The 5754-nt window shown below is 72.2% G+C and carries 4 protein-coding genes; 1 reads left to right on the forward strand and 3 read right to left on the reverse strand.

All coding sequences use genetic code 11. The features are described from left to right. Together PROKR_RS03360 and PROKR_RS03370 are read right to left on the reverse strand one after the other, a co-directional pair. On the reverse strand, nucleotides 1-837 hold an 837-nt coding region (locus PROKR_RS03360; RefSeq protein ID WP_157601862.1), incomplete at its 3' end, for an acyltransferase family protein. A gap of 232 nt (nucleotides 838-1069) precedes the next feature. Continuing rightward, nucleotides 1070-3136, reverse strand: coding sequence for an acyltransferase family protein (locus tag PROKR_RS03370; protein WP_036959506.1), 2067 nt, complete (start codon nucleotides 3134-3136; stop codon nucleotides 1070-1072). A gap of 262 nt (nucleotides 3137-3398) precedes the next feature. Between PROKR_RS03370 and PROKR_RS03375 the strand changes: the two genes are divergently transcribed. Then, the gene (locus PROKR_RS03375; protein WP_036959507.1) at nucleotides 3399-4901 is read left to right on the forward strand and encodes a S8 family peptidase; all 1503 of its coding nucleotides are present in this window, start codon (nucleotides 3399-3401) and stop codon (nucleotides 4899-4901) included. Nucleotides 4902-4930: 29 nt separating this feature from the next. Here the strand turns inward: PROKR_RS03375 and PROKR_RS03380 are convergent. Continuing rightward, nucleotides 4931-5754 (reverse strand): SGNH hydrolase domain-containing protein (locus tag PROKR_RS03380; protein ID WP_036959508.1); only part of this gene is annotated, 824 nt, incomplete at its 5' end.

The raw sequence follows: 5754 nt of genomic DNA on the forward strand, positions 1-5754 counted from the left end.
GAGGCAGGCCGCGGCCACGACGGCGGCCACGCCGCCCACCGCGAGGGTGCTGCGCAGCGCGCGGAACCGCTCGGTGTCGCGCATCAGCAGCGCCAGCAGGCCGCCGGCGCCCAGTTCCCAGACGCGGGTGAGCGTCGAGTAGTAGGCCACGGGGTTGTCCGCGCGGACCTCGGCCACGCTCCACACGAGCGACGCGACGACCACCACACCGAAGACCACCAGCAGCAGGCGGCGCAGGCCCCCGGCGTCCCGGACCTCGCCGACCGCGCGTCGTCCGCCGCGCAGCGACCACAGGCCCAGCGCGAGGACCACCAGAAGGGGCCAGAAGAGGTAGAACTGCTCCTCGACGCCGAGCGACCAGAAGTGCTGGAACGCCGTGGGCTCGTTGCCCGCGGCCTGGTAGTCGACGGCGTCGGCCGCCAGGGCCCAGTTCTCGACGTAGAAGACCGAGGCGAGCGCTTGCCGCCACCAGAGCTGGAGCAGGTCCAGCGGAAGCAGCACCAGGGCGACGCCGATGGTGCCGACCGTCGCGACGAGCGAGGCGGGCAGGATGCGCCGGGCGCGCGCGGCCCAGAACTTCCGGAGGCTGACCCGGCCGGTCGACGACGCCTCGCGCCACAGGTGGCCCGTGATGAGGAACCCGGAGATCACGAAGAAGACGTCCACCCCGATGTAGCCGCCCGGCAGGAGCGCGGGATCCACGTGGTAGACGATGACCAGGAGCACCGCCAGGGCCCGCAGGGCCTGGACCTCGGGCCGGAACGTGCGCGGCGGGGCCGCGGTCCGCACGCCGGTCGGGTCGGGCGGTGCGGCCGGCCGGGTCGTCGTTGCCGTCATGCTGTGCGCGCTCTTCGCTGTCTCGGGGGCGGTGGAGCGTCTGGGCGGACAGCTGAGCCGTCCCGGCCCGACGCGACTCACTTACCCTATCGGGTATATCGGATAAACAAAATCACCCGCGCTGCGGGATCCAGCGCCTCGGACGCCCCTCGGGGCCATGCCCGGACGAGCGACGACGATCGCCCCGGCCCCTCGCGAGGGGCCGGGGCGACGGCGGTCAGGAACCGGCGGGCTACCTGGCCGGCTGCTTCGGCAGGGCCTTGCGCAGATCGTCCGTGAGCTGGGCCATGTAGGTGCGCGTGACGTGGTGGTCGTCGCGGTAGACCAGCACGTTGCCGATCACCGCCGGGCACACGGTGTCGTCGCAGTACCGCTCCGACAGGTCGACGATCTTGGCCCGCGGCGCGAGCTCCGCGGCGGCGGGCACCACGTCGCGGCCCGCGAACGCCTCGGCGCGCGGCTTGCCGCACTTCTCCGGCGTCGCGTAGTTGTCGCTGACGCACTCCATCACGTCGGACCGGGCCAGCGGGTTGTCGCGGACCACGACGACCCGCGTCCCGCGGTCCGCGAGCTCGTTCCACACCTCGGCCAGGCCGGCGGCGCCCGGCTGCTTCTCCTCGGGGAGCCCCTCGAACTTGGTGCGCTCCAGGTATGTCGTGACGACGAGGTCGGGGTCGAGCTCGCGCAGCTCGTCGCGGGTGCGCGCGTTGGACTCGGCGCAGCCCTCGACGAGCCCGTTGTCGCCGTCGGCCCGTCGGTCGGCCGTGAACGGGCAGGAGCCGTGCAGGTAGGTCAGGACGCGCCAGCCGCGCTCCTTGGCCACGGCGATGACGGGACCCGCCAGCACGCCGGCGTGCGAGTCCCCGACGACGGCGATCGTGGCGGTCGGGTTCTCCGTCTCGCCGTACTCGCAGGGCTCGGTCGCCGGCCCCGCCGCCGACCCGAGGCAGCGGCCCAGCGTCTCGCCCTTGTCGTAGTCAGCCTTGAGCGGGTTGGGCTTCATCGCGGTGTCGCCGCCGACGAACGGGACGAACCCGGTCTGGAGCGCCTCGGCGACCCGCTCCCCCTCCTGGCCGGAGATGAGCGACGCGTTCTGGTCCCACTGCTCGTTGGTCGCCCGGATCTTGAGCGGCAGGGTCGCCGCGAGGCCGGCCACGAGGGCCATCGAGACCAGGGCGGCCACGAGCATGCGGCCGTCGGCCCGGAACCACTGCGAGCGCCGGACGGGCTGCTCCACGAGCGTGTAGCTGGCCACGGCGAGCGCGACGGACACGACGAGCATGGCGAGCACGTCCGTGACACCCGGGTCGCGGCCGGTGTAGATGCCGAAGTACACGACCACCGGGAAGTGCCAGAGGTACAGGGAGTACGAGATGTCGCCGACGCGTTGAACGGCCCAGGTCTCGACGATCGCGCGCATCGACCCGGCGCCGGACGTGCGGCCGGCCGCGATGACGGCGCAGGCGCCCAGGGTAGGCAGCAGCGCGGCGGTCCCGGGGAACGGCGTCGCGTCGTCGAGCACGCAGGCCGCCACGACGATGATCGCGACGCCGAAGATCGCGAGGGTGTTGCGCAGCGGCGCCCACCGGGCCGTGTCGCGGATCACGAGGGCAAGGATGCCGCCGGCCGCGAGCTCCCAGACGCGGGTGAAGGTCGAGTAGTAGGCGACGGGGTCGCCGGCCAGGGACTGCTGGACGCCCCAGACGAACGAGGCGAGGCCCACGAGGCAGAAGACCACCAGCAACAGGCCGCGCAGGACCTGCGGGTTCGGCGACGTCGCGACACGGCGCGCCCGGCGCCACAGCACGACCGCGAGCAGCACGAGCAGCGGCCAGACGAGGTAGAACTGCTCCTCCACGCCGAGGGACCAGAAGTGCTGGAACGCGGTGGGGTCGTTCGACGCGGCCTGGTAGTCGACGGCATCGTTGGCGAGCGCCCAGTTCTCGACGTAGAAGATCGAGGCGATCGCCTGGTGCCACCAGTTCTCCACGAGGGAGCGCGGGAGCAGCAGCTGGGCGAGCACGATCACGCCGACGGTGGTGACGATCGAGGCGGGCAGGATGCGCCGGGCGCGCGCGGCCCAGAACTTCTTGAGGCTCACCGACCCCGTGGTCGAGGCCTCGCGCCACAGGTGGCCCGTGATCAGGAACCCGGAGATCACGAAGAAGACGTCGACGCCGATGTAGCCGCCCGGCAGCACCTCGGGGTCGATGTGGTAGACGAGCACGAGGAGTACCGCGAGCGCGCGGAGCGCCTGCACCTCGGACCGGAACTTCCGGGTCTGCGGGGGACTGGACACGGCCTGCGGTCCAGGGCCGGCGACTGGGGCGGTGGAGGTCGTTACCGTCATGGAGATGTCGGGCTCTTCGCTCTGTAGGGAGAAGGGAGAGATGCCGGGCAAGAATGTCACAACTGGGTCAGTTCACCCGCCTCCGGAGGGCCGCACGACTCCCGCCTGCACCGAGGTTTCACATCCGGCAGCGCAAGGCAGATTTCTCCACACACGGTAGGTTGCGGGCAATGCCCTCCGGGGCCCGTGTACCTCAAGGAGAGTGAAACCCATGCGCATCTCCCCATCCCGGCGCGTAGCCGCCCTCGCCACGGCGACGACGCTCGCGCTCACGGCGCTCGGCGGCGTCGCCGGCAACGCGGTGGACGAGCCGGAGTCGACGCCGGTGCCGATCGTCACGCCGGACGGCGCCCTGTTCTCGTACGTCGTGAACACCGAGCGCTCCGGCGTCGCCCAGACCGTGCTCGCCACCAAGGCGATCAAGCGGGCGGACGGCGTGGTCGTGCAGAGCTGGCCACAGATCGGCGTCGTCGTGGTGCACTCGGCCAACGGCTCGTTCCGCGACGACGTGCTGGCGGCCGACCGCATCGGCGTCATCGAGTCGGTGGGTGCCACCCGGACCGTCTCCCCCACCGAGGGCACGCCCGGCGCGGACGCCCCGGCGGGCGCCAAGGAGAGCCGGACCGTGGTGGGCAAGGGCCAGAAGGACTCCGTGGGCGGCACGGTCGACGGGCCGTCGCGGTCCACCGCGGCCGACCCCGACCCGGGCGAGGTCACGCAGTGGGACATGGAGATGATCAAGGCAGACCAGGCGATCGAGGTCAACCCGGGCTCGTCCCGCGTGACCGTGGGCGTGCTGGACTCCGGCATCGACGCGGCGCACCCTGACCTGGCCTCCCAGGTCGACGCCGACCAGTCGGTGAACTGCACCGACGGCGGCCGGCCCGACCTGTCGGCGACCGGCTGGCTGCCCACCACCTCGGACCACGGCACGCACGTGGCCGGCACCATCGCCGCGGCGCAGAACGGCACCGGCATCGTGGGCGTGGCCCCGGGCGTCAAGCTCGCCTCGGTCAAGGTCGTGAACGATGACGGGTACATCTACCCCGAGTACGCGGTCTGCGGCTTCGTGTGGGCCGGCCTGGAGCGCATGGACGTCACGAACAACTCGTACTACGTGGACCCGTTCATGTACTGGTGCTCGGACCAGCCCGACCAGGCCGCCGCCAAGGAGGCCGTGCGCCGCGCGGTGGAGTTCTCGACCACGCGGGGCGTGGTGCACGCCGCCGCAGCCGGCAACGCGTCGACCGACCTGGCGAACAACACCACCGACAACTCGAGCCCGAACGACTCGACGGCGGTCCAGCGGACCATCAACTCCGGCTGCGAGGACATCCCGACCGAGCTCGACGGGGTCGTCTCCGTCTCGTCGCTGACCCAGGCAGGCAACCTCAGCTCGTTCTCGAACCGCGGCCTCGGCAAGATCGACGTCTCCGCGCCGGGCAGCTCGATCCTGTCGACCGAGCTCGACGGCACGTGGGGCCTCAAGAGCGGCACCTCGATGGCGTCGCCGCACGTCGCGGGCGTGCTCGCGCTGATGAAGTCCGCACACCCGCGCTGGACGCCGGCCAAGCTGGAGGCCGCCGTGCGCGCACAGGCAGACGACCACGAGTGCACGACCACGACGGCCGGCCCGGCCTGCGTGGGCACCCTGGCGGAGAACAGCTTCTACGGTGACGGCATCGCCGACGCCCTGGACGCCGTGCACCGCTGACCCCGAGCACGCCCGAACGTGTCAGACCCTCAGGCCCCTTCCGTGACCTGAGGGTCTGACACGTTCGCGAGCGGAGTCCTCGCCGGCTCCGCGAACAGCCACCTGGCCTTCGCACGCAGCGCCTGGTGCAGCGGGCGGGCCAGGGTCGCGGCGTAGGTGGCGGTCATGTGGTTGTCGTCGCGGTAGATCAGCACGTTCCCGACCACACCCTCGCAGAGCTGCTCGGCGCAGATGAACCGCGTCAGGTCGAGGTGCACGGCCGACGGCGGGACCCCCTCGGCGCCCCGGACCGGGTTCACGGCCGAGTACACCTCGTCCCGGGGCCGGGAGCACCCGGCGGCGGGCGCCTCCTCCACGCACGCCGGGACGTCGAACCCGAACCGCGGGTTGTCCCGCAGCGTCACGACGCGGATCCCGGACTCCGCCAGGCGCTGCCAGGCGAGCGCCTCGGCCGGATCCATGACGTCCCCGGGCTCGTCCGGCGAGGTACGGCTGCCGACCACCATGACCGCGTCGGGCCGGAGCTGCTCCAGCAGCTCCACCGCGTTGGCCCGCCAGGCCCAGCACATGTTCGCGGGGTCGGTCGGCAGCTCGGAGGCCGCCAGGCGGCAGCCGCGCCGCGCCAGCAGGACCACCCGCCAGTTCTCCTGCTCGCCGATCTCGGTCATCGCCGGGGTCCACTGGATGGTGTGCGAGTCGCCCACCATCACGACCACCCGCTCCGGGGCGGGCGGGTCGGTCAGGACGCACGTCAGCGGCTCCTCCGAACCCGGCGTGTGCGAGCTGCCCTCGATGCACCCGTCGCCGTCGACGGCGGGCCGGTCCCGGGCGGCGACCGCTGGCGCGGGCAGGA

The sequence above is a fragment of the Promicromonospora kroppenstedtii DSM 19349 genome (genome assembly GCF_000515355.1).
In the GTDB taxonomy this organism is placed as follows: Bacteria; Actinomycetota; Actinomycetes; order Actinomycetales; family Cellulomonadaceae; genus Promicromonospora; species Promicromonospora kroppenstedtii.